Annotated in this window: 24 protein-coding genes; 11 read left to right on the top strand and 13 right to left on the bottom strand. The window is 59.6% G+C overall.

The genetic code is table 11. The features are described from left to right. Positions 1–163 precede the first annotated feature (163 nt). Positions 164–2854 (bottom strand): aconitate hydratase AcnA, encoded by a 2691-nt coding sequence (acnA, locus tag ACR0JN_RS05410; protein WP_480884642.1) that lies wholly within the window; start codon positions 2852–2854, stop codon positions 164–166. Between the two features lie 227 nt (positions 2855–3081). Here acnA and ACR0JN_RS05405 point away from each other — a divergent pair, with 227 nt between their 5' ends. Next, complete coding sequence (locus ACR0JN_RS05405; RefSeq protein WP_480884641.1) at positions 3082–3783, top strand: DUF1223 domain-containing protein; 702 nt, start codon at positions 3082–3084, stop codon at positions 3781–3783. Here the strand turns inward: ACR0JN_RS05405 and ACR0JN_RS05400 are convergent, their stop codons facing one another. The 5 genes from ACR0JN_RS05400 to purB form a co-directional block, all read right to left on the bottom strand. Beyond that, positions 3784–4707: a lysophospholipid acyltransferase family protein gene (locus tag ACR0JN_RS05400; protein WP_480884640.1), complete on the bottom strand. Its 924-nt coding sequence runs from the start codon at positions 4705–4707 to the stop codon at positions 3784–3786. Positions 4708–4821: 114 nt separating this feature from the next. Beyond that, entirely contained in the window at positions 4822–5922 is a 1101-nt protein-coding gene (locus ACR0JN_RS05395; RefSeq protein ID WP_480884639.1) for a flagellar motor switch protein FliG, read from the bottom strand. 69 nt (positions 5923–5991) lie between these two features. Beyond that, on the bottom strand, positions 5992–6531 hold the full coding sequence (locus tag ACR0JN_RS05390) for a tetratricopeptide repeat protein (RefSeq protein WP_480884638.1): 540 nt from the start codon (positions 6529–6531) through the stop codon (positions 5992–5994). A gap of 104 nt (positions 6532–6635) precedes the next feature. Beyond that, positions 6636–6788, bottom strand: coding sequence for a chitin-binding domain-containing protein (locus ACR0JN_RS05385; protein WP_480815265.1), 153 nt, complete (start codon positions 6786–6788; stop codon positions 6636–6638). Positions 6789–6903: 115 nt separating this feature from the next. Then, positions 6904–8208 carry an adenylosuccinate lyase gene (purB, locus tag ACR0JN_RS05380; protein WP_480884637.1) on the bottom strand — a complete coding sequence of 435 codons (1305 nt, stop codon included), beginning with the start codon at positions 8206–8208 and terminating at the stop codon, positions 6904–6906. Between the two features lie 89 nt (positions 8209–8297). On the opposite strand from purB, the gene ACR0JN_RS05375 reads away from it, so the two are divergent. The 5 genes from ACR0JN_RS05375 (at position 8298) to ACR0JN_RS05355 (ending at position 10755) form a co-directional block, all read left to right on the top strand. Next, positions 8298–8630 carry a hypothetical protein gene (locus ACR0JN_RS05375; RefSeq protein ID WP_480884636.1) on the top strand — a complete coding sequence of 111 codons (333 nt, stop codon included), beginning with the start codon at positions 8298–8300 and terminating at the stop codon, positions 8628–8630. After that, the gene (locus ACR0JN_RS05370) at positions 8627–9049 is read left to right on the top strand and encodes a DUF6314 family protein (protein WP_480884635.1); all 423 of its coding nucleotides are present in this window, start codon (positions 8627–8629) and stop codon (positions 9047–9049) included. Before ACR0JN_RS05375 ends, ACR0JN_RS05370 begins: the two co-directional genes overlap by 4 nt. 75 nt (positions 9050–9124) lie before the next feature. Continuing rightward, a complete protein-coding gene (locus ACR0JN_RS05365) occupies positions 9125–9712 on the top strand; it encodes a biotin transporter BioY (RefSeq protein WP_480884634.1) in 588 nt (195 codons plus the stop codon). Positions 9713–9853: 141 nt separating this feature from the next. After that, positions 9854–10414, top strand: coding sequence for a hypothetical protein (locus tag ACR0JN_RS05360; protein WP_480884633.1), 561 nt, complete (start codon positions 9854–9856; stop codon positions 10412–10414). An 11-nt stretch (positions 10415–10425) separates the two neighbouring features. Next, positions 10426–10755, top strand: a complete 330-nt coding sequence (locus ACR0JN_RS05355; protein ID WP_480815271.1) for a hypothetical protein — start codon at positions 10426–10428, stop codon at positions 10753–10755. Between the two features lie 37 nt (positions 10756–10792). Here ACR0JN_RS05355 and ACR0JN_RS05350 read toward each other — a convergent pair whose 3' ends face one another. Further along, on the bottom strand, positions 10793–12007 hold the full coding sequence (locus tag ACR0JN_RS05350; protein WP_480884632.1) for a bifunctional alpha/beta hydrolase/OsmC family protein: 1215 nt from the start codon (positions 12005–12007) through the stop codon (positions 10793–10795). A gap of 203 nt (positions 12008–12210) precedes the next feature. On the opposite strand from ACR0JN_RS05350, the gene ACR0JN_RS05345 reads away from it, so the two are divergent. After that, positions 12211–12405 carry a hypothetical protein gene (locus ACR0JN_RS05345; protein WP_480884631.1) on the top strand — a complete coding sequence of 65 codons (195 nt, stop codon included), beginning with the start codon at positions 12211–12213 and terminating at the stop codon, positions 12403–12405. A 7-nt stretch (positions 12406–12412) separates the two neighbouring features. Here the strand turns inward: ACR0JN_RS05345 and dddP are convergent, their stop codons facing one another. Next, a complete protein-coding gene (gene dddP, locus ACR0JN_RS05340) occupies positions 12413–13756 on the bottom strand; it encodes a dimethylsulfonioproprionate lyase DddP (RefSeq protein WP_480884630.1) in 1344 nt (447 codons plus the stop codon). Between the two features lie 123 nt (positions 13757–13879). On the opposite strand from dddP, the gene ACR0JN_RS05335 reads away from it, so the two are divergent. Beyond that, entirely contained in the window at positions 13880–14620 is a 741-nt protein-coding gene (locus ACR0JN_RS05335; protein WP_480884629.1) for a heme-dependent oxidative N-demethylase family protein, read from the top strand. A gap of 36 nt (positions 14621–14656) precedes the next feature. On the opposite strand, the gene ACR0JN_RS05330 is transcribed toward ACR0JN_RS05335, so the two are convergent. Together ACR0JN_RS05330 and ACR0JN_RS05325 are read right to left on the bottom strand one after the other, a co-directional pair. Then, positions 14657–15556, bottom strand: coding sequence for a hypothetical protein (locus ACR0JN_RS05330; RefSeq protein ID WP_480884628.1), 900 nt, complete (start codon positions 15554–15556; stop codon positions 14657–14659). A gap of 198 nt (positions 15557–15754) precedes the next feature. Beyond that, positions 15755–16552 (bottom strand): lytic murein transglycosylase, encoded by a 798-nt coding sequence (locus tag ACR0JN_RS05325; protein ID WP_480884627.1) that lies wholly within the window; start codon positions 16550–16552, stop codon positions 15755–15757. A 189-nt stretch (positions 16553–16741) separates the two neighbouring features. Between ACR0JN_RS05325 and ACR0JN_RS05320 the strand changes: the two genes are divergently transcribed. After that, entirely contained in the window at positions 16742–18103 is a 1362-nt protein-coding gene (locus ACR0JN_RS05320) for an MFS transporter (protein WP_480884626.1), read from the top strand. Between the two features lie 49 nt (positions 18104–18152). On the opposite strand, the gene glnA is transcribed toward ACR0JN_RS05320, so the two are convergent. Together glnA and ACR0JN_RS05310 are read right to left on the bottom strand one after the other, a co-directional pair. Beyond that, positions 18153–19559 (bottom strand): type I glutamate--ammonia ligase, encoded by a 1407-nt coding sequence (gene glnA / locus ACR0JN_RS05315; RefSeq protein ID WP_480815279.1) that lies wholly within the window; start codon positions 19557–19559, stop codon positions 18153–18155. Positions 19560–19589: 30 nt separating this feature from the next. Beyond that, entirely contained in the window at positions 19590–19928 is a 339-nt protein-coding gene (locus ACR0JN_RS05310; protein ID WP_170472761.1) for a P-II family nitrogen regulator, read from the bottom strand. Between the two features lie 169 nt (positions 19929–20097). Between ACR0JN_RS05310 and ACR0JN_RS05305 the strand changes: the two genes are divergently transcribed. Both ACR0JN_RS05305 and tig read left to right on the top strand, forming a co-directional pair. Next, positions 20098–21723: an NAD(P)H-hydrate dehydratase gene (locus tag ACR0JN_RS05305; protein ID WP_480884625.1), complete on the top strand. Its 1626-nt coding sequence runs from the start codon at positions 20098–20100 to the stop codon at positions 21721–21723. Between the two features lie 183 nt (positions 21724–21906). Then, on the top strand, positions 21907–23238 hold the full coding sequence (tig, locus tag ACR0JN_RS05300; protein ID WP_480884624.1) for a trigger factor: 1332 nt from the start codon (positions 21907–21909) through the stop codon (positions 23236–23238). A 98-nt stretch (positions 23239–23336) separates the two neighbouring features. Here tig and ACR0JN_RS05295 read toward each other — a convergent pair whose 3' ends face one another. After that, a complete protein-coding gene (locus ACR0JN_RS05295) occupies positions 23337–24191 on the bottom strand; it encodes an acyl-homoserine-lactone synthase (RefSeq protein WP_480815282.1) in 855 nt (284 codons plus the stop codon). Positions 24192–24229: the final 38 nt, after the last annotated feature.

Raw genomic sequence — 24229 nt, 5'->3', positions numbered from 1 at the left:
TAGAGGCCCGTTACCAACGCCACCTTCTCCATGCTCACCAGCCGCAGAAAGCGGCACGGCAACAACTTCTTCTGTTCAAAAGTACCTCGGGGCGCGAGGCAGAGCCTCGCATAAAGAAAGGACGCCCGCAGGCGTCCTTTTCAACATCTGAACCGGCGAAACCTCAGCCCGCTTTCGCCAGATTCCTCAGCACATACTGCAACACACCACCGTTTTCGATGTATTCGATCTCGGGTGCGGTATCGATCCGGCATTTCAGGGTTATGGTCTTCTCGATCCCGTCTCCGTAAACGATGGTGCAGGGAACCTCCTGCAGCGGTTCAACCGCGTCCAGCCCGTGGATCGAGACGGTTTCATCCCCCTTCAGGCCCAGCGTCTTGCGGGTATCGCCGCCGGTGAATTCGAACGGGATCACGCCCATACCAACGAGGTTGGACCGGTGGATACGTTCAAAGCTTTCGGCGATCACCGCCTTGACGCCCAGCAACGCAGTGCCCTTGGCCGCCCAGTCGCGCGAAGACCCCGCGCCGTACTGCTCGCCGCCGAACACCACCAGCGGGGTGCCATTGGCCTGATGCGCCATCGAGGCCTCATAGACCGAGGTCTGCTGGCCGTCCGGACCCAGCGTATATCCGCCTTCTACGCCATCCAGCATCTCGTTCTTGACGCGGATATTGGCGAAAGTGCCACGCATCATGACTTCGTGATTGCCGCGACGCGAGCCGTAGGAGTTGAACTCGCGCGGCTGAACCTGGCGGTCGGTCAGATACTTGCCAGCGGGTGTAGTTGTCGCAAACGACCCGGCGGGCGAGATATGGTCGGTGGTGATCATATCGCCCAGTATCAACAGAACCTTGGCCCCGTCGATATTCGAGATCGTCCCCGGCTCTGGTCCCATCCCCTGGAAATAGGGCGGGTTCTGGATATAGGTCGAGGTCGGCGGCCAGTCATAGGTTTCCTGTTGCGGAACGTCGACGCCTTGCCATTGCTCATCGCCCTTGAAGACGTCCGCATATTTGGTCTGGAACGCTTCGCGGGTCACGGTCGCCTCGACCAGTTCGGCAATTTCGCTTTGGGTCGGCCAGATGTCTTTCATGTAGACGTCATTGCCTTCCTTGTCCTGACCAATGGGTTCCGAGGTCAGGTCGATATCCAGTGTCCCGGCCAGCGCGTAAACGACCACCAGCGGCGGTGAGGCCAGATAGTTGGCGCGCACATCCGGGGAAATCCGGCCCTCGAAGTTACGGTTGCCTGACAGAACCGAGGTGGCGACCAAATCACCCTCGGCAATGGCATCGGAAATTTCGGCCTGAATCGGGCCGGAGTTGCCGATACAGGTGGTGCAGCCATAACCCACAAGGTTGAAGCCGATCTTGTCCAGATCATCCTGCAGGCCCGCGGCCTCAAGATAAGCCGATACAACCTGCGATCCCGGAGCCAGCGAGGTCTTGACCCACGGCTTGCGGTCCAGACCCAAAGCAGCCGCTTTGCGCGCAACCAGACCTGCGCCGATCATCACATAGGGGTTCGAGGTGTTGGTGCAGGAGGTGATCGACGCGATCACGACCTTGCCCGATTCCATGGTGTAATCCTCGCCTTTGACGGCGACTTCCTTGCCCATGGGGCGCTTGAAGGTCTCGGCCATTTCTTTGGTGAATGCAGCCTTGGCATCGGTCAGGGCGACATAATCTTGCGGGCGTTTCGGGCCCGAGATCGCCGGAACGATGGTGCCCATGTCGAGGCTCAGCGTGTCGGTGTAAACCGGCGCATAGTCCGCGCCGCGCCAGAAGCCGTTTTCCTTGGCATAGGCCTCGACCAGTGCAATCCGATCTTCGTCGCGGCCGGTGTTGCGCATGTAGCGCAGGGTTTCCCCGTCGATGGGAAAGAACCCACAGGTCGCGCCGTATTCAGGTGCCATGTTGGCGATGGTCGCGCGGTCGGCCAGCGGCAGACGGTCCAGACCCTCGCCGTAGAATTCGACGAATTTACCTACCACGCCCTTTTCGCGCAGCATCTCGACGACCTTCAGTACGAGGTCGGTGCCGGTCGTGCCCTCGACCATGGAACCGGTCAGTTCAAAGCCCACAACCTCGGGGATCAGCATTGAGATTGGCTGGCCCAGCATCGCGGCCTCGGCCTCGATCCCGCCAACACCCCAGCCCAGAACGGCCATGCCGTTGACCATGGTGGTGTGGCTGTCGGTTCCGACCAGCGTGTCGGGATAGGCGACCTCATTGCCAGCCTGATCGGTATCGGTCCAGACCGTCTGGGCCAGATATTCCAAGTTCACCTGATGGCAAATGCCGGTGCCCGGGGGCACAACGCGGAAGTTGTTGAAGGCGTTCTGGCCCCATTTCAGGAACTGATACCGCTCCATGTTGCGCTCATATTCGCGGTCCACATTCATCTGGAAGGCGCGCGGGTTGCCGAACTCGTCAATCATGACCGAGTGATCGATGACCAGATCAACCGGGTTAAGCGGGTTGATCTTCTGCGCGTCGCCGCCCAGTCCCTTGATCCCGTCGCGCATTGCGGCAAGGTCAACGACCGCTGGAACGCCAGTGAAGTCCTGCATCAGCACGCGGGCCGGGCGATACGCAATTTCGCGAGGGTTCTTGCCGCCATTAGCGGCCCATTCGCCGAAAGCTTTGATGTCGTCGACTGAGACCGAGAACCCCTGGTCCTCGAACCGCAGCATGTTTTCCAGCACGACCTTCAAAGCCGCGGGAAGTTTGGAAAAATCTCCCAGACCAGCCTCTTGCGCGGCGGGAATGGAGAAATAATCTATCAATCTGCCATTCACGTTCAGGCTGCGCCGAGCTCTGGCTGTATCGTGTCCAACTTTGATTGGCATCTAATGGCCTCCCTCTCAAATGACTTGGAACGCGGGATTCGCTGCACGTTATCTGTATCACGTTTCTGCCCTGTTCAAGGTTTCAGAGGAGCCCACGGTCAGAAAAATGTATGCCATTGTGCACAGAGATATTTCGGCAGGTCGGTTGTGTCTCAAGAAACGTTGATTGGCGATTGATCGGCAGAGCCAGTAAACCTTGATGCACCGAACCTAGCCCGAGACCCATCATGCTGAAAGCCTTTGCCGTAGCGGCAACCGCATCTCTTTTATTCACTGTTCCGGCCACAGCCGGAGAGGATCCCGTCGTGATCGAGTTGTTTACGTCGCAAGGATGTTCGTCCTGTCCGCCTGCGGATAAGATCATGCATGATCTGGCCCAGCGGGATGACGTGATCGGTTTGGCGCTGCATGTGGATTACTGGGATTACATCGGCTGGAAGGATGAATTCGCCGATCCCGATCATGCGAAGCGGCAGCGCGCTTATGCGCGGCAGGGCGGGCGGTCGATGATCTATACGCCGCAGATGGTCATAAATGGCCAGCAGGATGTTGTCGGAGCAAAGGCCGGTGAGTTGAACCGCCTGATTGACTCCCATCTCACAGCCGCTGCGGAAGCCTATGTAACCGCCGTGCGGTCCGGCAACGATGTGACGGTGGATGTGACGCCTGTCGAACTGCCAGAGGGTGAGAGCTTTGACGTCCGGGTCGTGCAGTACACCCCGATGCGCCATGCCTCGATCCGCCGGGGTGAGTTGGCGGGGCACGAGTTGGACTATGCCAATGTCGTCGAAAGCTGGCAGGTTGCCGGGCGATGGGATGGGGTGGCCGCGCAGCAGTTCTCGGCCACGCTGGTCTCGGACTTACCGGCGGTTGTTCTGGTGCAACGGGTCGGGCACGGGCCGATTGTGGCGGCCGCCCGGGTCAAGTGATCAGGGCATGTCCTTGGGGTGCACGCCCAGCCCGTTCCAGCTTTTCCAGCGGCGGTGAATCCAGAACCATTGGCCCATATGCTGGCGCACCATCTTCTCAAGATCGTCATTGGTGAACTGCGTCATCGTCTTCGCATCGGTGTGCGGAACCGGGTCGTGCAGGACGATCTCGAAATCGACGCCATTGGGTTGTCGCACCGCATAACACGGGATCAGTACGGCTTTGTATTTGATCGCCAATTCGGCATTCAGAATGGATGTGACCGCCGGTTTGCCAAAGAACATCAACTCTTCACCGCCCTGGGCATGCAGGTCCGAGACGATGGCGATAATACCGGCGTTCTTGAGCGACCGGACCATTTCGACCATGCCCCGGCGGCCTTGTTCGAACATGGGTGCGCCGGTTTTGTAGAACGCTTCGACATAAGCATCGTTGAAATAGGGGTTGGCCATCCGGCGGTAGAGGCAGCCGATCGGTTTACCGGTGCGTGTTTGCAAGGCGACGCGGGCCGCCAGATAGTGGCCGAAATGGGCTGTGATCATCATGATCGGATGGCCTTCGGCGACGGCGGCGTCAAAAGCCTGAACCCCCGGACCAGACACTTTGGCGGTGCTTTGGCGCTTGGTGAAATCCTCGGGCGAGAAGTGTTCCATGATCGCCCGCCCAGCGTTGTCGGGAACGTCGCGGCAGATGCGTTTGACCTCGGCCTCGGGCAGGTCGGGGCAAGTAAGTTTCAGGTTCCGCCGCACCCGGTTGGTGAAGCCGATCAGGGGGGTCACACCGCGCGCTAGTGCCCCCATCGTTGCGATGCGCCGTTCGTAGGGCAGTAGACGCATTGCGCCGATCAGCCCTTTCAGGAATAAGCTGGTGGTATAGTATTTTCCAAGCTCAAACCGGCTGAGCTCCGACTTTTCGACGGGCATAAAGGCGTCTCACCGCAAGTTGCGAATTGTTGGCCCAGACATACAGCCCGTCGCTTTCAACCTCAAGCGCGCATCGTGGGCGGTGGGGTTCAAGTGGCGAAACGCTGGGTGTTGTTAAACGTCCTCCTCCTCTGTCTCGGCCACGATCAGGGTGATCGCGCCTTCGCCAGACAAATTCTGAATCGCGGTCACGATCTGCGTCATCGCGTCCTCGGCCTCGGCCCGTTTGACGCGGCCGTGCTCACCCATTTCCTCGCGAAGGTTTTCCGCCATGCGCGACGAAATGTTGGACAGCAGGAATTCGACTGAGGCTTTGTCATCCTCGGCCGCAGCCCCGGCGAGGGCGCTGATCAGAACCGGTTGTTCGACCTCCCGAAGGATCGCCGGGATATCCCGCGGCATAACGCGGCTCGCGATGTGCGCGAAGGTGAACAGTGACTGGCGCACCACGCTGGCAAAATCGGCGTCTTCTTCGTCAAGCGCATCCAGCAAGCCATCCCGGGTTGAGGCGGCGGACTGGTTCAGGATCGCGCCGACCCGTGCGCCGGGATCGTCGGCAAAGGCCTGAGCCGGGCGTTGATCCAGTTGCGCGGCCAGAGACCAGCCAATGCGATCGACCGCATCAGGCGTGACATTTGCGGTTTTGGAAACAGCATAGGTGATCCGCCGCGCCACCGGGCCGGGCAGGTGGCCCAGCAATTGGGCCGCCTTGGCCGTGTCCAGCTTGGAGAGCATCACCGCCGCCACCTCGGTGCTTTCGGCCTGTGCCATGGCGGCCAGATCCTCGACCGCGATATCGCGCAATCGCTGCCACGGATCGCCGATCTGGCGTACCCCGGCCACTTTGCGCAGGCGGGCAGCGGTGGTTGGCGTGATCTTGCCATTCACCGCGTCAAGCGCCCCGGCCAGCCCGTGGGGAAAAGCCAGACCGACGCTGTCCAGCGCATCGCCGAATTCCTGCGCGACGGCATCCAGCGTCACGCGGTCCACCAGACCCATTTGCCCAAGTTGGTGGGTCAGCTTTTCCTGCAGATCGTCTGGCAATTCCTCAAGCGGGATATCTGCGCCTTCGTTCAGCAGAAGGCGCACGACAACGGCGGCCTTTTCCCGGTTGTTCAATGCCCTGGCAACGACGCGCGGCGCGTCACCAACCGTCTTGGCGGCCGGGGCGGATTGCCCCGGTGCCATCTGTATCAATGCGTTTGAATCCTGCATCTGCCCATGGTGCCAAAAACTCTGTTCCACAGGCAGATTATGGGGAATCGGGTAAAGAAAAGCTGAAGCCTAGTAGCTATAGGTCAGACCCGTTCTGATCGCCTCGCGCAGAGAGGCCTCGGCCCATGTGCCTTCGCCGCCACGGGCCTTGATTTCGCGCCATTGCGCGATGGCGAGGTCGGTTTTGCCTTCGGACACAAAACCCTGGCCCATGTAGCTGCGCGCCAAAATATTGTCGGGGTTTTTGTCGATCGCGTCCTGATAGAACACATTCGCCAGTTGAAGCTCGCCCAATTTGCGATAGGTGAAGCCCCAATAGGTCAGAACCCGGTCGTCATTCTGATCCATGATGCGCAGGATGTCCTGCGCATTTTCGAACTGCCCGTCATAGGCCAGTTCACGCACCGCGTCATAAAGTTGATCTTCGGTGAAATTGGTTTTGTCCGGCTTCACGCACCGCCCACGATCCTTGTCGTAGACGCGCCCGAACAGGCACTTTTTGGTGGTGTTGGTAGGCTTGGGCGGGTTGCTGTCGCCGCCTGCGGCGTGGACATAGGGGGCAAAGGCAAAGGCTTGAAAGGCAATTGCAGAAGCTAAAATGAGGCGCATTATACTACTCCGGTCTCAGGGCTGCTTTTTGAAATCATAGCGTGATCTTCACAAAAGCTAACACCGGCCGGGTCGCAATTATTCACAAGCAGGACAGAAAAATGTCAGCTATTGACAATTTTCATGCAGCTCTGGCTTTCGCTGTCCCAGAACGTGCCGGGTGCGCAGGACTGGGTTTGTTTGGAGTGACCGCTGCAGGCGATGCCTGCGGATGCCACGCAGACCAGCGCGAATGAGCAGAGAATGGTGCGGATCATGGTGCCTCTCCCATCAGAAAGTCATGGGCAGGATAGCCGATTTTGGGCGATCTGGCAAAAGACAAGGCTCGGGCTGTGTGGGGCCCGAGCCTTGTGAAGAACGTGGACGCGCGATTTAGTCGCCGAACACACGTGCAAAGATCGTATCGACATGCTTGGTGTGATAGCCAAGGTCGAACTTTTCCTCGATCTCTTCGGGGCTCAGCGCAGCGGTGACATCAGCGTCTGCCAGCAGTTCCTCTTTGAAATCGGTGCGGTGTTCCCAAACCTTCATCGCATTGCGCTGGACCATGGCATAGGCATCCTCGCGGCTGACGCCGGCTTGGGTCAGCGCCAGCAGAACCCGTTGGCTCATGACCAGACCGGGGAACTTGTTCATGTTCTCCATCATGTTCTCGGGGAAGATCAGCATCTTGTCGATCACGCCCGTCAGTCGGGCCAGCGCGAAATCCAGTGTGATTGTCGCATCCGGACCGATCATGCGCTCGACCGAGGAATGCGAGATATCGCGCTCATGCCACAGCGCCACGTTCTCCATCGCCGGGATCACCGCCGCGCGGACCATGCGCGCGAGTCCGGTCAGGTTCTCGGTCAGCACCGGGTTTTTCTTATGCGGCATGGCAGACGAGCCTTTCTGGCCCATCGAGAAGAACTCGGCCCCCTCTAGCACCTCGGTCCGCTGCATGTGGCGGATTTCGATGGCGATGTTTTCGATGCTGCTGGCGATCACGCCCAGCGTGGCAAAGAACGCGGCGTGGCGGTCGCGCGGGATGACCTGAGTGCTGATCGGCTCGGGCACCAGACCCATCTTATCGCAGACATGCTCTTCGACCGCCGGGTCGATATTGGCGAAGGTGCCGACCGCGCCACTGATCGCTCCGGTGGCGATTTCCGCACGGGCGTCGCGCATGCGGGACAGGTTGCGGTCCATCTCGGCGTAGAAACGCGCGAAGGTCAGGCCCATCGTCGTCGGTTCCGCGTGGATGCCGTGGCTGCGGCCGATACGAACGGTATCCTTGTGTTCGATGGCGCGGCGCTTGAGGGCGGCCAGCAGACCTTCGAGGTCAGCAATCAGAATGTCAGCCGCGCGGGTCAGTTGCACGTTCAGGCAAGTGTCGAGCACGTCGGAGCTGGTCATGCCCTGATGCACAAAACGCGCTTCCTCGCTGCCCACATGCTCGGCCAGATGGGTCAGGAAGGCGATGACGTCGTGTTTGGTGACGGCCTCGATCTCATCAATGCGGGCCACGTCGAATTCCACGTCCTTGGCTTTCCACACGGCCTCGGCATTCTCACGCGGGATCACGCCCAGATCGGCCATGGCGTCGCAGGCATGCGCCTCGATCTCGTACCAGATGCGAAACTTGCTCTCGGGCGACCAGATGGCGACCATCTCGGGGCGGGAATAACGTGGAATCATTGGCGGCGGCACCTTATTGTGATTTGGCAGGAGGCGTTGCGGCGGGGTTTAAACCCGACCCGCCACAGGAACAAGGTGCGAGTAGACAGATGAGACGGTTTGCCCTGATTTTGGCCCTGTGGCCCGGCGTTTTGACAGCAGACCAGTTCACGCGGCTGACCGGCGATCAGATTCTGTCGGCGCTGATCGGCAAGCGGCTGGAATACGGGCAGGGCGTTTCGCAGACCTTCCACGATCATATGCTGACGCAGTATTTCTCGGGCGGTCCAAGCGCTGGCCGCTGGGCGGTGCGCGAGGATCGCTATTGCTCGCAATGGCCGCCATCCGATGTCTGGGCCTGTTACGACGTGCTGCAGAACGGTGAGACGATCCGCTTTGTCGGGGACGCTGGCAATATCACCGACGGAACCTATTCCGAGTGAGCTTGCCGCGCCATATCTCTGATTTCGTAGGCACCTGGGTGCTGAAGCGCATCATTCGCGACGCCAGGGCCGGTCAGATTGTCGAGGCCGAGGGGCAGGCGGTGTTGGTCCCCGATGACGAAGGGTTGGCTTATGACGAGCAGGTCACGCTGCTTCTGCCGGGGCAACCCGCGATGAAGGGGACGCGGCGGTATCTGTGGCGGGATGCCGGTGACAGGGTTGCCATCCATTTCGATGACGGGCGTTTTTTCCACAACCTGAAACTCGATCTGGAGCAGGCCGCCGATCACCATGATTGCCCGCCCGACAGCTATGATGCATTATACGATTTCACGGATTGGCCGCGCTGGAGCGTCCGCTGGACGGTGTCGGGGCCGCGGAAATCTTATGAAATGGACACAGAATACCGGCTGCGATAGCGTAATCATCTTGCCATTTCCGCATAGTGCGGGCAATGCTGCAGCCGCAAATCCATCCGACAGCGGAGAAAAGAAATGAATGCGAATGTTCTGGCCGAAGCAATCGGCCCGCGCGAGGGGACCGCGCTGCGTGTCAAACAGGTTGTTCTGGTCGCTCTGGGTATTCTGGCGCTCGCCGTGGCCGCCAAGATCAAGGTTCCGATGTGGCCGGTTCCGATCACCATGGGCACCTTTGCCGTTTTGACCATCGGCACCGCCTATGGCGCGCGTCTGGGTCTGATCACCATGATGGGCTATTTGCTCGTCGGGGCGCTGGGCTTTGACGTTTTTGCCGGGTCGTCGGCCGAGAAATTTGGTCTGACCTATATGATGGGCGGCACAGGCGGCTATCTGGTCGGCTACGTGCTGGCAACCGTCATGCTGGGCGCGCTGGCCGCGCGCGGCTGGGACCGTTCGGTCGGTAAGATGGCTGTGGCGCTGCTGCTGGCCAATGTCGTGATCTACGTTCCCGGCCTGATTTGGCTGGGTCAGCTTTACGGCTGGGATCAACCGATCCTGCAATGGGGTCTGACGCCGTTCCTCGTGGGTGATGCGATCAAGCTGGCGCTGGCGGCCATGCTGATCCCTGCGCTGTGGAAACTGGTGGGTAACGCCCGTACCTGATCGGCTTTGCCTCGAAGATATTTGACCCGCGCCGGGACCGCTCCTGGCGCGGGTTTTTTGTTGCCCTGTCAAACGTGTACTGGACAAAGCTGTGGCTCCGCGTTCAATCTGATGGCAGAGAAACCATCAGGCTATTGAGATATGCGTATTTTTTTAGGCTCGGCCCTTACCGCCTGCGCGACTTTGTGGATGTGGGGTGCAGAACCCGCCGCCGCCGAGACACCGGTTACATATACCGACGAAGGGCGCGCGCTGTTCCGCTTTTCAGTTCCCGACTTCTGGCTCCTGCGCACCGGAGGCCCGCGCGAGATTGAAGATACCGAACTGGGCGATGCTCGCGCCGTGGCGCGGGTAATGGGGTTCCGGCCCGTGACGGATGACAAGGTGTGGATGGGATTTGTCTCACCTGCGGGCGTTGGCTCCATTAAAGGCGCCGTGCGATACCTTGAAGATATTGATAAATTTCTGGTCAAAGACCCGACTGTTACCAGCACAAGCGACACAAGGATCGGTGGTCTGCCTGCGCGCGTGTTTCGGGGCACCGGCAGCCGTGACGGGCGTGGCGTGAATTTCACTGCGACCGTGATTGACCTGCCGAACAATCGGGTCGCTGTTGCGGTTGTCATCCTGCTTGATGGGGCCGACCCGGCCTATGTGGACGATGTGAATGACGTGTTCGCGTCGTTCCGGTCCCTGCAGTGACGGAGGCGCACATGACCCGCAAACTTATCAAACGGTCGGTTCTGGCGCTGGGCCTCGGCGTGGCGAGCATCACTCTGTCCGCCTGTGATGGTGTGACGGTTGGAGTTGGGTACGGGTATGACCCGTTTTACGACTCGATGCTGTGGAACGACTACTACCACGATGTGGATGTCGATATTGACGTGGACCGCCCGAACAGACCGGATCGCCCGCCTGTGGGTAAACCTCCGGCGCGTCCGAAGCCGCCGATTGCAAAACCACCAGCGCGGCCCCGACCGCCAGTTGCGCGTCCGCCTGCGGCCCGTCCGCCGATTCACCGGCCCGCGCCGCGGCGTCGCTGATCTCTGGGTGGCCCCTGACGCGTCTGGGGCCGCCAGTTCAGTCCAGCAATTCGGTGGTGATCTGCGCTGTGCCTTCCAGCGTGCGGTGCACCGGGCATTTGTCAGCGATTTCCAGCAGACGGTCCCGTTGTTGCTGATCCAGCGGACCTTCCAGCCGGATCTTGCGGCGGAACTGGTCTACCTTGCCTTCGCTTGCCAGCCCCGCGTCCTGAGCGTGCACCTTGTCGTGGCAGATATCGACCGTGATGCCAGTCAGCGGCCAGTTTTTCCGCCTTGCATACATGCGGATGGTCATAGATGTGCAGGCCCCCAAACCGGCCGAGACAAACCCATATGGCGACATGCCCTTGTCGGTGCCCCCATATGACGCAGGTTCATCGGCCACCGAGTGATGGCGCGGCCCGGCCTGAATGTCCTGCAGGAAACCGTCTGGGCCAGCCTCGGTCACGCGAATGATGCCTTCGGGTGCGCCGGGGGGAGGGGCCGGGGGGCAGAGGGTCACGTAGCGCGTCACCCAGGCCGCAATGACGTCAGCGGCGTATTCCGCGTCCGAGGCGCGGGTGATCAGGTGGTCGGCATCGTCAAGGGTCACAAAGCTTTTGGGATGTTTGGCGGCCAGAAAGATCGTGCTGGCATTGTCGATACTGACGGTCTCATCCCGGGGCGCGTGCAGGATCAGTAGGGCGGCTTTAAGCTCGGAGATTGCCGGTGTCAGCGCGGCCTCGGCGATGTCGTCCACGAAGGCTTTACCGATGCGGAAGGGGCGACCGCCTAACGAGACCTCGGCGCTGCCTTCCTGCTGAATCTCCGGCAGGGCATCTGTAAAATGATGCGACACATGGCCGGGATCAGCGGGGGCGCCCAGAGTTACAACGGCCTTGACCGACGGAATGCCCGCCCGCGCGCGCAGGACGGCAGCACCGCCCAGCGAATGACCGATCAGCAGCGCAGGGGCCATGTTCCTACCTGCAAGGTATTGCGCGGCGGCGATCAGGTCCTCGACATTCGATGTAAAGGTGGTGTTGGCGAATTCCCCCTTGGAATGGCCCAGACCAGTGAAATCGAAACGCAAAACGGCAATGCCCATGGCCGCCAGCCGGGCCGAGATGCGCCGCGCCGCCGGGATATCCTTGGAGCAGGTGAAGCAATGCGCAAACAACGCCGTTGCCAGCACCGGCCCATCCGGCAGATCGAGCCGTGCCGCCAGTTGGCTGCCGTCATGTCCGGCAAAAGTGATGCGTTCCGTGGGCATGTCGGCTCCTTGGGTTGCTGGGGGAATGCCCCTGATATTGTGTGCATCCGCGTGGGGTCACAACCCTTTTGTCACCCGCGTCACGTGAAGGTGAGCGATTTCGAATAATCGAATTTTGTGATGCATGCATAAACAAACATTCGTTTTCATTATTTCATGTGCTCCCCCATGTTGGAGCCACGGACAAACCAAAGGAGGTCCTCATGGCCCATACAGCATCAACCCCCCAAGTATCTTCGGCCCATAGCGGGACGCTGATCGCGATCGTTCTGGCGTCTGTGCTGGGTTTCACACTGGGTCAATCCTGGCCGGTGACCGGGTATTCGGCGCAGCAGCAGGCCGTTTCAGAAATCGAGGACTGGCACGGCAATGTCCGCCGGTCCAACTGGTCGCAATAGCCGTGCCCTATTCCAGACCCATCAGTTGCGGGTCAAACGGGTACTTGGTCAGGTTCTCGTAGCCATCTTCGGTGATGAGAACCTGATCTTCCAGTTTGATCGAGAAATCCCCGCCGACTTCACCTGCGGCGACTTCGACACACAGAACCATTCCGGGTTCCAGCGGATAGTCATAGGCCCCCGCAACCGCCTTGTCCGGATAGGCGACCAGCGGCCATTCATCGCACAGACCGACGCCGTGCATCAGGCAGCCGTATTTCTGCGCCTGAAACTTGTCGTCCAGCCGATGCGAATTTGCCGTCAGTTCCGGGATCATGACGCCGGGTTTCAGCATCTCCATATTCGTCATGATATGCTCATGCGCGTGCTGCATGGTGTAAATCATGTCGGGGCGAGGCTTTTGGTCTCCGATCCACCAGGTGCGAGAGATATCGACGCAAATTCCGTAAGAGCCGATCAGGTCGGTATCAAAGGCAATGATCTCGTTCTGTTGGGTGATCCTCGGGCCGCATTCCTGAAACCACGGGTTGGTGCGCTGGCCCGAGGCCAGCAGCCGGGTCTCGATCCACTCACCTCCCCGCCGGATGTTTTCGGCGTGCAGTACGGCCCAGATGTCATCCTCGGATGTCTTGCCGTCGCCGACATTGGCGCGCGCAAACCTCTCCATCTCAGCCACGGCGGTTTCGCAGGCGTGGCTGGCGCAGCGCATGGCAAGGATCTCATCCGGGCCTTTGATGGCGCGGGTCTTTTCGGTGACTTCTTCGCCCTCCATCACCTCGAAGCCCTGCGCCTCCAAGGCGCGCAGCCCGTGCAGCATGATCTTGTCGACGGCCAGACGTTTGTTACCGCCGCCATGTTCGTCGATGAGAATGCGGATTTCGTTCGACAGGACATCGGCGGCTACGTCCACCTTGTCGCCGCGGTCGAAATAGAACAGGTCCGCGCCCGAGCGCTGCTCGCGCACTAAGGGATTGAATTTGGAAAGAAAAGGAGAGTTCTTGTAGTCCCAGATCACCATGTAACCATCGGCACAAAGCAGCACCGCGCGGAAGGGGTTGTGGGTGTTCCAAAGCTGCATATTGGTGCTGTCGGTGGCGTAGCGGATGTTCAGCGGGTCAAACATCAGCAGACCGCCATAGCCGCGATCAACAATCGCCTGCGTCAGCCGCTTCCAACGAAACTCGCGCATTCGTTCGAGGTTGGGTAGCTCTAACCCCGCCGCTGCCCATTCATCAAAGGCCAGCTGGGTCGGCCCGATCTCGATCCGGTCGTTGTCGTTGGGGGTGCCATCGCCGAGGGTCGCGCCCTTGGTCGGGTCGATCTTGCGGGTATCCCGATAATGATGGTTCACGGCTCGCCTCCCTGCTTGCATATTTAGCCTGCGGATTCATCAGTTTCCCGTCTCGGTGATTTGCGACGGCTCCGTTGTCGCTTTTTGACCGACATTTGCGCAGTCGGATGATAGGTCAGGCACATGACGGTGCTGCAGACCTCCATCCCTTACAATCCGCTCGACCATCGTGCGCTGCCGGGTATTCAGCCCGCCACGATGGACACTTGGCTGCATCGGGATGAGGCTTATGCGGGTCAGATGCAGCGCCGGGAAACCCTGTTGGCCGAGCGCCGCGAGGATGTTCTGGCGCTGAGCCCCATCGCCGAACCTGCAGCGCTGGAACTGCTGGAGCTGGTTCTGGCCCAGACCTATCAGGGTGACGCCGACCGGATCACACGGCCAGACGGCGTGTCCGTGGCAATCGACCGGGATCACCCATTGGACACCCTGTGTCGACTGGTGCAGGAGGATTTCTGCATTCTGCAAAAGAGCGGCGACGAACATGTGCTGACTGGGGCTATCCTGTGCTTTCCCGCCAGTTGGCGCTTGTCCGAGAAATTCATGCGCCCGCTGATGCATATTCATGGGGCCATCGAGAGTTATGACGGCAACATCGCCCGGCGGGTGCAGCGCCTGTTCGATGGTATCCAGCCGGGCCGTCCGCTGTGGCGGTTCAACGCGCTTTGGTATGCGGACGCCGAGTTGTACCAGCCGCGCAGCACCTATGAACGAAGGGAAACCGTTGAGCCCGGCACTGCCGGATATCTGCGGAGCGAGCGCCAGACACTGCTGCGCTTGCCCGAGACGCGGGCGGTGGTGTTTTCGATCCACACCTATGTTCTGGCCGAGAACCATGTGCCAAAAACGGAAAACCCCGCCTGACGGCGGGGCCTCCTAGGAGGGTCTTCTGTAATTCTGTTAGTGCCCGAGCATCCCGGCCACGCCCGCAAAGGCATTGCTGGCATTCAGGCCGACGATGGCTACGGAAAAGACAAGCACCTGAGTATTCAGACGGAAGTCTTCACCACGCAGCAGGTTCACGGCGGCCATGGACAGGGCGATCGGGGTGGAGACACTGGCGATAACGCCGGTCATGCACCATGTGCCAAGGCGCAGCACATCGCTGGGTTTGTCGTCATCTTCATCCGACCGGGCCAGGTCGGCAGGCATCACATCCGTATCGGCTGAGCGGAACGCGATGCTGAGCAACTGCTCGTCCGTCAACTGGATCGGGCGCGCCTCGGGGGCGTTTCCTTCGGCGGTTTCCTCGGGCGTGGCGACGGTCAACCCTGCGAACTGGCCAGTGACGGATTGGAAAATCTGTTTCCTGTCCCGCGGTTTTCTGGATGCCAGCGTGTCAAAGGCGCTCATGAACTGCTCGACAGTCAGCACCGTATGGGGCGACAGCCATTCGACACGTCGCGTGGTGCAGATGTCAATCATGCGGTACAAAACAACCACCAGCATCAGCTCGGATATCTCGCTGTCATCCAGAAGCGGCGAAACCGGTGTGACCGTAACCACCAGCCTGTTGCGCGGGCTGCTGACCTTGGGGCGGGTCAGGGTTTTGAGACCGGCGGCGCGATCCATGCGCTCGTACCGATCCTCGGCTTTTTCGGCCTCAGAGGTCAGAGACAGCCGCACCAGATACTGACTGGATACGATGCTGGCCTCGGTCTGGCTGAGCAACGCCTTCCGCTCGACCAAATGACCGTAGTCTTCCAGCGTTGCCGCGACGATGGTTCCGAAGCGTTCGATCGCGCCTTCGGTATCGCCGTCAAATTGCAGGCCGCCATGGTAGCTTTGCTTCCGAGACACAGCTCTGTCCTCTGTTGCATTTCGTCTGACACCACAACCTAGCGACCCATCTGGGGGAGAATTTGACGAAAATGCAAAAAAAAGAAATTTTCTGAGGATTGATTACGTATTGGAAACCAAGGAAATTCGGCTTTTTTCGCACACTATGGCGACAATGTGGCGGAATTGGGCTGTCGCGATGGTCGAGGCAAGGCGCAGCTAGCCGTCGATTCGGGCCGCCATAATTGCGATGGATTGCTGGTAGACCGAAGCGGCGTTCCATTGCTGTATCACGGCAAAGTTGGGCTGCCCCGGCTGATACCCACGGCCGGGCTTCCAGCCTTTCTTGCGCAGGAAATTCGCAGTCGAGGCCATTGCGTCGGTCATGTTGTAGAAGTCCACGCGGCGATCCCCGGTGGCATCGACCCCATAGGTCAGCGCATTGCCGGGCAGGAATTGGGTATGGCCCAACTCGCCATGTTTCGCCCCCTTTGTCGCCATAGTGATACTGCCCTGATCAACCAGTTTCAGTGCCCCAATTGCGTGCGGTATAAAGAACTCGGATCGGCGACAATCATAGGCCAGTGTTGTGATTGCGGAAACAACCTGACTGTCGCCCATGAAATTTCCAAAGCCTGTCTCCATGCCGTGGATGGCAATCAGCACGCCCGCCGGAACGCCGTATTGCCGTTCGAGCGCGGCATAGAATTCGGGATTGCGCGCCTTGCGCTTGCGGCCCTGCGCAACGATTGTATCCGCGCCGCGAATGCGCATGAACTTGTCCAGCGAATACTTGAAGCTTTTCTGGTTCCGGTCCGCGGCAATAGTCCGTGTCGCGTATTGAGTCTGGGCCAGCGCCTGCAGGCCCTTTTTCTTGACGCCGGCTTTGCGCGCCTGTTTGGCAAAGTCCTTTTTCCATGCCTCGAACCCGCTGCTGGTGTTTCCGCATTGCGCCGCATACCCGGCAGAGGCGAAGGACACCGCAAGGGCGGCAAGAGGACCGACAAGACGTTTCATGAACCGCTCTTTCTTTGTTTCTTTTCCGGTAAGGATAGCGGGCCCGGTTGCCGCACAGAAGTGAATTCCCGCCGCCGCCAGAAATTGGCCTTGGGCTGCAACCGCGTTGATACACGGGACAGCCCGGCCCTTGACGCCTGTTTCGCGCAGCGTGTTCAATAAAGAGTATTCCGAAAGGGTGGTTTACACATGGGCAAGGATGAGAACAGGCGCTGGTGGGTGTTGGGGGCCATGGGCGCAATTCTGGGCGTTATCCTGCTGGATGAAACCGTCGTGGGTGTGGCCTTGCCCACGATCCAGAAGGACATCGGGCTGAGCGATCTGGGTGCGCATTGGGTGGTCAGTATCTACCTGCTGGTCCTTGCCGCTCTGGCCGGAGCCGCCGGGCGGCTGGGTGATACCATTGGGACGCGGACGCTTGTTGTCATTGGGTTGCTGCTGTTTGGCCTGTCTTCAATGGCAGCGGGGTTTGCCAATAGCGGTGCGGCTATCGTTCTTGCCCGCGCGGTGCAGGGCGTCGGGGCCGCGATCATCTTTCCGCTCTCGCTGGTTCTGGTGTCGATGTCCTTCGAAGACAAGGACCGAGGCATGGCGCTGGGCATCTATGGTGCGATTGGGACCAGTTTTCTGGCGCTTGGTCCCGTCGTGGGCGGGCTGCTGACGGATTACCTGTCCTGGCGGTGGATCTTCTGGATCAACCCGCCGATCGTTCTGATTGTCGCCTTTATCACGTGGATTTTCTGGCGCGATCCGCCGCATCGCGAGGAACCTGCCTTTGACTGGACCGGGCTGTTGCTGTTGGTCGGCGGGCTGGGTTTGACCGTGTTCGGCATTATGGAGGGGCCAGAGCGCGGATGGGGTCAACTCGACGTGCTGGGGCCGTTGATCCTGGGCATTCTGATGCTGGGCATTTTGGTGCCGATGGAGTTACGGGTTACTGCGCCGCTGATCGCCATACGGCTGTTTTCAAACGGCACCTTTGCGGCGTCGAACATGATTGTCCTGCTGGCCCAGTTCGTCAAAATCGCAACCTTTGTCTTCGGTGCGATGTATTTCCAGAGGGTCAGCGGTCTGTCCCCCCTAATGGCGGGCGTCGCGCTTCTGCCCGCTGTCGTACCGCCTGTGCTAACCGCGACCATTGCGGGCAAGGCGGCGGATACCTACGGAACCCGCTTGCCGTCCCTGCTGGGGGTTCTGGGGACCTTGGCCGGGTTGGTCGCCATGGCAATCGGGATGGGGCTGGGAGTTAACCTGCTGGTCTATGCAGGCCTGCTGTTCTCGGGCGTGGCGATCTCGTTCCTGTTCGTACCGCCGCAGCGCGCTGTCATGATGTCGGTCCCGCCGGGGATGCAAGGGCAGGCCGGGGGGATCGTGCTGAGCAGCCAGCTACTGGGCGGCACGTTCGGGATGGCGATCTGCAGCACGGTCTATGCCATGTCCGGGTCGTTTGCTGCTGTGTTCTGGGTCACGGCGGCGGTCTCAGCCGTGATCCTGATCTATGCCCATTTCGCACTGGAGCAGTCTGATCCCGGCGCGATGGAGCAAACGTAAAAGGGGCGCCCCGAAGGACGCCCCTGATTATTGACCTCGCAAGGCGGAACTAGCAGCTGTAGTACATGCCGTATTCAACCGGGTGCGGGGTGTGCTCGTAGGTTTCGACCTCTTCCATCTTCAGTGCGATATAGCCGTCGATCTGGTCTTTGGTGAACACGTCGCCCTGCAGCAGGAAGTCGTGATCGGATGCCAGAGCTTCCAGCGCTTCGCGCAGGCTGCCGCAGACGGTCGGGATGTCGGCCAGTTCTTCGGCAGGCAGATCGTACAGGTTCTTGTCCATGGCTTCGCCCGGATCGATCTTGTTCTTGATGCCGTCCAAACCGGCCATCAGCAGCGCAGCAAACGCCAGGTAGGGGTTTGCAGCCGGATCGGGGAAGCGGGCCTCGACGCGCTTGGCTTTCGGGCTTTCGGTCCACGGAATACGCACGCAGCCCGAGCGGTTCCGGGCCGAGTAGGCGCGCAGAACGGGGGCTTCAAAGCCCGGGATCAGGCGCTTGTAGCTGTTGGTCGACGGGTTGGTGAAGGCGTTCAGGGTTTTGGCGTGTTTCAGAACGCCGCCGATGAACCACAGTGCTTCGTCCGACAAATCCGCGTATTTGTCGCCAGCGAACAGCGGCTTGCCGTCTTTCCAGATCGACATGTTCACGTGCATCCCGGTGCCGTTGTCGCCCGCGATCGGCTTCGGCATGAAGGTCGCCGATTTGCCGTAGGCGTGGGCGACATTGTGGATGACGTACTTGTATTTCTGCAGTTCGTCAGCCTGTTTGGTCAGGCTGTCGAAGATCAGGCCCAGCTCGTGCTGGCAAGAGGCAACCTCGTGGTGGTGCTTGTCGACCTTCATGCCCAGACGCTTCATGGTCGACAGCATTTCCGACCGCAGGTCCTGCGCTTCGTCAACGGGGTTCACGGGGAAGTAGCCGCCCTTGACGCCCGGACGATGGCCCATGTTGCCCATCTCGTATTCGGTGTCGGTGTTCCACGATGCGTCAGTTGCATCAACTTCGTAGGATACCTTGTTGATACTGTTCGAGAATCTGACGTCGTCGAACAGGAAGAATTCAGCCTCGGGGCCGAAGAAGGCTGCGTCGCCGATGCCCGAGGATTTCAGGTAGGCTTCAGCTTTCTGCGCGGTGCCGCGCGGGTCACGCTCGTAGGCTTCGCCAGTGTCGGGCTCAACGACCGAGCAGTGCAGGCAGATGGTCTTTTCCGCATAGAACGGATCGACATAGGCGCTGTCGGTATCGGGCATCAGTTTCATGTCGGATGCTTCGATCGATTTCCAGCCTGCGATCGACGATCCGTCGAACATGAAGCCTTCGTCCAGGAAATCTTCGTCAACCTGATCGGACATGATGGTGACGTGCTGAAGCTTGCCGCGCGGGTCGGTAAAGCGGATGTCGACGTAATCAGCGCCTTCGTCCTGGATCAGCTTGAGAACTGCGTCCTTGCTCATACTCACTATTCCTCTGATTGGAGTGTTCGGTTACAGCGCGTCCGAGCCGGTTTCACCGGTGCGGATACGAATGGCTTGTTCAACAGGCGAGACGAAGATTTTGCCGTCGCCGATTTTGTCTGTCTTTGCCGCGGACACAATGGCGTCGATGGCGGCGTCGACCTGATCGTCGTCCAGAACGACCTCGACCTTCACCTTGGGCAGGAAGTCGACGACATATTCCGCACCGCGATACAGCTCGGTGTGGCCTTTCTGACGACCAAACCCCTTGACCTCGATCACGCTCAGGCCCTGGACGCCGACGTCCTGCAATGCCTCTTTCACCTCATCGAGTTTGAACGGTTTGATGATCGCTTCGATCTTCTTCATCCCGGGCTCCCTTTAACTCTTGTCAGGATGGCAGTGACCACGTCTAAGATCGGGCGGCAATCTGAATGCGAAATTGGCCGTGCTGATGTGCGGGGAAAACAGACGGCGGGTCAAATTTTGATCGATTTGCACAAAAAGTAATCAGAATTGAATCGCCGTAGGATTTGAGATGACGGAATTGCTGACAGCCGCGCAGATGCGGGCCATCGAACAAGCCGCGATTGAGTCTGGAGAGGTGACCGGACTGGAGTTGATGGAACGGGCCGGGCGGGGCGTTGTTGAGGCGATTTTCGAGGAGTGGCCGGGGTTGGACAGGCGAGGGGCCAGCCCCTCGCGCTCCCCGGGATATTTGGGGCCAGATGAAGAGGATCCTTTGCGCGCGGTGGTTCTGTGCGGACCGGGGAATAACGGGGGTGACGGGTTTGTTGTAGCGCGGTTGTTGCGTGATCTGGGTTGGGAGGTTGAGGTTTTTCTGTATGGTGATCCGGAGAAGTTGCCGCCGGATGCGAAGACAAACTACGAAAAGTGGGCCGCGTCGAATGTCGTTCGTGATTGGGATGATAACGAAATTGAAGATGTTCTAGACGATCAAGACCATGATCTTGTTGTTGATGCGTTGTTCGGGACTGGTATCACGAGGTCGATGCCGGATGATACTGAGCGAGCATGGCACGGGTTCGTCCCGACTGTGACGCATACTGCTTCAAAAGAGCGACGGCAAAAATATGTTGCGGTAGACTGTCCAAGCGGTCTTTGCTGCGATTCCGGCAAGAACTTTGGCGCTTTCCCAACAGACTTAACTGTTTCGTTCCATTCCCCAAAGCTTGGGCATTATTTGGTGGGGGATGGTCAATACGGCGGAGGTCCGGGGCTCTCGAGCAAAGTTGTGGTCGCCGACATTGGTCTGAACTCCATTCATAGTACGGACGTAGTCCAGTTGGAGACCGACCCCATGCACAGGGGGTTTCGTGGGAAATGGGACGCTCAGCACAAGTACAACCACGGCCACGCTCTGGTCCTTTCGGGCGGTCCGGCCAGAAACGGGGCGGCTCGTCTTGCCGCGCGCGGGGCATTGCGGATCGGTGCGGGGCTGGTGACGGTGGGGGTGCCGCCGTCCGCACAGCTTGAGGTGGCGGCGCAGGTGACGGCCATCATGTTGCAGCGGGTTGAGGGGGCGGAGGGCCTGTCAGCGGTGCTGTCGGATGAGCGGTTAAATGCGTTGTGTCTGGGCCCCGGGTTGGGGGTTGAACGGGCGCAGGAGCTTGTGCCGGTTGCCCTTGAAGCCAAGCGCGCTACGGTGCTGGACGCTGATGCGCTGACGGCATTTGCGGATGATCCCTTGGCGTTGTTTGCGCAACTGCATGAGCATTGCGTTCTGACACCGCATGGTGGGGAATTTGCCCGGCTGTTTCCGGATATTGCCGAGAAACTGGCAGCCTTGCCAACCAAAGGTCCGGCCTATTCAAAGGTGGATGCGACGCGTGAGGCTGCCAAAAGGGCAGGGTGCGTGGTTCTGTTCAAGGGGCCTGACACGGTGATCGCCGCGCCGGACGGACGGTGCTCGGTCAACGCGGCGTTCTATGAGCGCGCGGCCCCTTGGCTGGCGACCGCTGGGTCCGGCGATGTACTGGCGGGGTTCATCACCGGATTGCTTGCGCGCGGGTTCAGCCCGATGCAGGCGGCGGAAACTGCCGCGTGGCTGCATGTGGAATGCGCGGGAAACTTTGGTCCGGGCCTGATTGCCGAGGATTTGCCCGAGCAATTGCCTGCTGTCTTGCAGAACATTGGGGCCTGAGCGTCTTGTTGGGTGAACGGCAGGTTGGGGCCGCCTGTTCACCAATATTTTGGCCAAAAGCCGGTCAAAACAAAGCGGATTGAACAGTTGCCCCTTGCACGCAGGGGGCTGGGCAAATAGAAGGCCTCAAATTTGCCCGGCGCGCCCGTTTTGCGCGCCCCGAATCCTATGGGGACTACCATAATGCAGGTTACCGAGACGCTGAACGAAGGTCTGAAACGCGGCTACAACATCACCGTGACCGCGGCTGAGCTGGACGAGAAGGTCAATGAGAAACTGACCGAAGCGCAGCCCGAAGTCGAAATGAAGGGTTTCCGCAAAGGCAAGGTGCCGATGGCGCTGCTGAAGAAGCAGTTTGGCCAGCGCCTGCTGGGCGAAGCGATGCAGGAAAGCATCGACGGCGCGATGAACAAGCATTTTGAGGACAGCGGTGACCGTCCGGCCCTGCAGCCCGAGGTCAAGATGACCAATGAGGACTGGAAAGAAGGCGACGATGTCGAGGTCGCGATGTCCTATGAGGCGCTGCCGGAAATCCCCGAGGTGGACCTGAAATCGGTCGAGCTGGAAAAGCTGATCGTCAAGGCGGATGATGCAGCGGTCGAAGAGGCGCTGAATAACCTCGCTGAGACAGCGCAGGATTTCAAAGCGCGCCGCAAGGGTTCGAAAGCCAAGGACGGCGACCAGATCGTGTTCGACTTTGTCGGCAAGGTCGACGGTGAAGAATTCGAAGGCGGTTCGGCCGAAGATTACCCTCTGGTTCTGGGCTCGAACAGCTTCATCCCCGGTTTTGAAGAGCAACTGGTTGGCGTGAAAGCTGAGGAAGAAAAAGACGTCAACGTGACCTTCCCCGAGGAATACGGTGCCGAGCATCTGGCCGGTAAAGACGCCGTGTTCACCTGCACCATTAAAGAGGTGAAGGAACCGGTCGCTGCCGAGGTAAACGATGATCTGGCCATTAAATTTGGTGCCGAAGATCTGGCCGCGCTAAAAACTCAGATTTCCGAGCGTCTGGAAGCCGAATACGCAGGTGCCTCGCGCGCGGTCATGAAGCGTGCGCTGCTGGACGTGCTGGACGAGAAGGTTTCGTTCGATCTGCCGCCGTCGCTGGTGGATGCTGAGGCCAAGCAGATCGCGCATCAGCTGTGGCACGAGGAAAACCCCGAGGTTGAAGGCCACGACCACGCCGAGATCGAGCCCACCGACGAGCACACCAAGCTGGCCGAACGCCGCGTGCGTCTGGGCCTGTTGCTGGCGGAACTGGGCCAGAAGGCCGAGGTTGAAGTGTCTGACGCCGAGATGACCCAGGCGATCATGAACCAAGCGCGTCAGTACCCGGGTCAGGAACGTCAGTTCTTTGAATTCGTGCAGCAGAACGCCCAGATGCAGCAGCAACTGCGCGCACCGCTCTTTGAAGACAAGGTCGTGGACTATGTGTTCGAACTGGCGCAGGTCGCTGACAAGGAAGTCAGCAAAGACGATCTGCAAAAAGCCGTTGAGGCACTGGAAGAGGAGTAATCCCTCTTCCGCCCCTTTCGCCGGGGGCAAAATAAAACGGAGCCACCGGGAAATTCGGTGGCTCCGCTAGGGTGGCTTTTCTCTATGAGGTGAGGGGGTCAGGCCTCATGAGCAAAAGCACGGGGGGTCTGCAATAGAGCGGTCTTCTGTTCTGGCGTGAAGGTGTCGGTCAGCGCCTCAATCAGTTTCAGGACATCCTGCCGTTCCGCCTCGGTCCGCGCCGCGCTCATCTGCTCGACAAAGTACTTTTCGAGATCGGTGAGCGGTTTGTGGTCGCGATTGGCAGGGCTGAGTTCAGCCGCCTTCTTGGCGTTGAACAGGTCCAGCGCCTGTTCTTCTTCCAGGAAGACATCTTCGTGAATGCCTGCGAAGTCGCGGACGGCCGAGATACGTTCCTCGGTACAATCCAGCAGGGCGGCCAGTGCGGCGACCTTGCCCATCGGGACGGTTTTCCCGACATAGTCATAAGGTGCGCAGGCCGACCGTTTCAGGACGCGGTCCATGACCGGGTCGATAACGGTGATGATGTCCTGGATACCCGAGTTGCGGGCGTATTCAAGCGAGCCGATCATCAGTTCGCAGGTGGCGTACGAAACTGAATTTTTCTCTTTCCCGCGTGTGAGGCGCTGGGTATCGACGCAGAACCGGGTGGATTCCCACATGGTTGCGCTGCGGAGCGGTGCTTCTCCGTCAAGGATCGCCGAGAATACGTCGGACAACATATGCGGTCCGGTGGTCTGAAGGGCACGCACAGCTGCGACGACATTCCCCCCGTCGTCGAGGCCGATTACATATGCCGGATCCAGATGGTCGAATTCATCGATTTCTTTGCCGTCTTCGATTTTGACGTCCCAGCCAAGGCGGCCGCCAAATACTCGTGCTCTCAACTCAAACATTTCGTCAAGAACGTCGCTGAACATATGTCTGTTCAGGCCATCTACCACGATGATCATTTCTACCCCCTTCGAGTGGTTGTTCGGTAAACTAGACG

The sequence above is a fragment of the Ruegeria sp. G12 genome, from assembly GCF_056533565.1.
The sequence above is the reverse complement of the archived record's forward strand: the minus strand, read 5'-3'. Positions and strand labels throughout refer to the sequence as shown.

Excerpts from the sequence above, each read along its gene's own strand:
- ACR0JN_RS05320 (WP_480884626.1), top strand. The coding sequence starts at position 16,742 with ATGGGCAAGGATGAGAACAGGCGCTGGTGGGTGTTGGGGGCCATGGGC.
- ACR0JN_RS05385 (WP_480815265.1), bottom strand. The coding sequence starts at position 6,788 with ATGATCCGCACCATTCTCTGCTCATTCGCGCTGGTCTGCGTGGCATCC.
- ACR0JN_RS05350 (WP_480884632.1), bottom strand. The coding sequence starts at position 12,007 with ATGCCCACGGAACGCATCACTTTTGCCGGACATGACGGCAGCCAACTG.
- ACR0JN_RS05395 (WP_480884639.1), bottom strand. The coding sequence starts at position 5,922 with ATGCAGGATTCAAACGCATTGATACAGATGGCACCGGGGCAATCCGCC.
- tig (WP_480884624.1), top strand. The coding sequence starts at position 21,907 with ATGCAGGTTACCGAGACGCTGAACGAAGGTCTGAAACGCGGCTACAAC.
- ACR0JN_RS05295 (WP_480815282.1), bottom strand. The coding sequence starts at position 24,191 with ATGATCATCGTGGTAGATGGCCTGAACAGACATATGTTCAGCGACGTT.
- ACR0JN_RS05360 (WP_480884633.1), top strand. The coding sequence starts at position 9,854 with ATGCGTATTTTTTTAGGCTCGGCCCTTACCGCCTGCGCGACTTTGTGG.
- ACR0JN_RS05375 (WP_480884636.1), top strand. The coding sequence starts at position 8,298 with ATGAGACGGTTTGCCCTGATTTTGGCCCTGTGGCCCGGCGTTTTGACA.
- purB (WP_480884637.1), bottom strand. The coding sequence starts at position 8,208 with ATGATTCCACGTTATTCCCGCCCCGAGATGGTCGCCATCTGGTCGCCC.
- ACR0JN_RS05390 (WP_480884638.1), bottom strand. The coding sequence starts at position 6,531 with ATGCGCCTCATTTTAGCTTCTGCAATTGCCTTTCAAGCCTTTGCCTTT.
- ACR0JN_RS05305 (WP_480884625.1), top strand. The coding sequence starts at position 20,098 with ATGACGGAATTGCTGACAGCCGCGCAGATGCGGGCCATCGAACAAGCC.
- ACR0JN_RS05355 (WP_480815271.1), top strand. The coding sequence starts at position 10,426 with ATGACCCGCAAACTTATCAAACGGTCGGTTCTGGCGCTGGGCCTCGGC.
- glnA (WP_480815279.1), bottom strand. The coding sequence starts at position 19,559 with ATGAGCAAGGACGCAGTTCTCAAGCTGATCCAGGACGAAGGCGCTGAT.
- ACR0JN_RS05310 (WP_170472761.1), bottom strand. The coding sequence starts at position 19,928 with ATGAAGAAGATCGAAGCGATCATCAAACCGTTCAAACTCGATGAGGTG.
- ACR0JN_RS05335 (WP_480884629.1), top strand. The coding sequence starts at position 13,880 with ATGACGGTGCTGCAGACCTCCATCCCTTACAATCCGCTCGACCATCGT.
- ACR0JN_RS05345 (WP_480884631.1), top strand. The coding sequence starts at position 12,211 with ATGGCCCATACAGCATCAACCCCCCAAGTATCTTCGGCCCATAGCGGG.
- acnA (WP_480884642.1), bottom strand. The coding sequence starts at position 2,854 with ATGCCAATCAAAGTTGGACACGATACAGCCAGAGCTCGGCGCAGCCTG.
- ACR0JN_RS05325 (WP_480884627.1), bottom strand. The coding sequence starts at position 16,552 with ATGAAACGTCTTGTCGGTCCTCTTGCCGCCCTTGCGGTGTCCTTCGCC.
- ACR0JN_RS05400 (WP_480884640.1), bottom strand. The coding sequence starts at position 4,707 with ATGCCCGTCGAAAAGTCGGAGCTCAGCCGGTTTGAGCTTGGAAAATAC.
- ACR0JN_RS05365 (WP_480884634.1), top strand. The coding sequence starts at position 9,125 with ATGAATGCGAATGTTCTGGCCGAAGCAATCGGCCCGCGCGAGGGGACC.
- ACR0JN_RS05405 (WP_480884641.1), top strand. The coding sequence starts at position 3,082 with ATGCTGAAAGCCTTTGCCGTAGCGGCAACCGCATCTCTTTTATTCACT.